This is a genomic window from Streptomyces sp. NPDC053427 (assembly GCF_044544985.1).
Classification (GTDB): Bacteria; Actinomycetota; Actinomycetes; order Streptomycetales; family Streptomycetaceae; genus Streptomyces.
Genome location: NZ_JBITYA010000031.1, coordinates 3709 through 5053, shown reverse-complemented (window position 1 = coordinate 5053; position 1345 = coordinate 3709). Strand labels below are relative to the sequence as shown.

At 55.3% G+C, this 1345-nt stretch carries 1 rRNA gene (cut by a window edge); it reads right to left on the bottom strand.

The window, feature by feature from the left end:
- A 23S ribosomal RNA gene (locus ACIGWZ_RS39325) occupies positions 1-1345 on the bottom strand (its annotated part continues 1794 nt past the right edge of the window); the annotation flags it as partial.

The window sequence follows — 1345 nt, the reverse complement described above, 5'->3', positions numbered from 1 at the left end:
GGCTTCCATATCTGGCCTATCAACCCAGTCGTCTACTGGGAGCCTTAACCCCTCAAAGGGGGTGGGAGTACTCATCTCGAAGCAGGCTTCCCGCTTAGATGCTTTCAGCGGTTATCCTTTCCGAACGTAGCCAACCAGCCATGCCCTTGGCAGGACAACTGGCACACCAGAGGTTCGTCCGTCCCGGTCCTCTCGTACTAGGGACAGCCCTTCTCAATACTCCTACGCGCACAGCGGATAGGGACCGAACTGTCTCACGACGTTCTAAACCCAGCTCGCGTACCGCTTTAATGGGCGAACAGCCCAACCCTTGGGACCGACTCCAGCCCCAGGATGCGACGAGCCGACATCGAGGTGCCAAACCATCCCGTCGATATGGACTCTTGGGGAAGATCAGCCTGTTATCCCCGGGGTACCTTTTATCCGTTGAGCGACGGCGCTTCCACAAGCCACCGCCGGATCACTAGTCCCTACTTTCGTACCTGCTCGACCCGTCAGTCTCACAGTCAAGCTCCCTTGTGCACTTACACTCAACACCTGATTGCCAACCAGGCTGAGGGAACCTTTGGGCGCCTCCGTTACTCTTTAGGAGGCAACCGCCCCAGTTAAACTACCCACCAGACACTGTCCCTGATCCGGATCACGGACCCAGGTTAGACATCCAGCACGACCAGAGTGGTATTTCAACAATGACTCCACAACCACTGGCGTGGCTGCTTCAAAGTCTCCCACCTATCCTACACAAGCCGAACCGAACACCAATATCAAGCTATAGTAAAGGTCCCGGGGTCTTTCCGTCCTGCTGCGCGAAACGAGCATCTTTACTCGTAATGCAATTTCACCGGGCCTATGGTTGAGACAGTCGAGAAGTCGTTACGCCATTCGTGCAGGTCGGAACTTACCCGACAAGGAATTTCGCTACCTTAGGATGGTTATAGTTACCACCGCCGTTTACTGGCGCTTAAGTTCTCAGCTTCGCCATGACGAATCATGACTAACCGGTCCCCTTAACGTTCCAGCACCGGGCAGGCGTCAGTCCGTATACATCGCCTTACGGCTTCGCACGGACCTGTGTTTTTAGTAAACAGTCGCTTCTCGCTGGTCTCTGCGGCCACCCCCAGCTCAGAGAGCAAGTCTCATCACCGGAAATGGCCCCCCTTCTCCCGAAGTTACGGGGGCATTTTGCCGAGTTCCTTAACCATAGTTCACCCGAACGCCTCGGTATTCTCTACCTGACCACCTGAGTCGGTTTAGGGTACGGGCCGCCATGAAACTCGCTAGAGGCTTTTCTCGACAGCATAGGATCATCCACTTCACCACAATCGGCTCGGCATCAGGTCTCAGG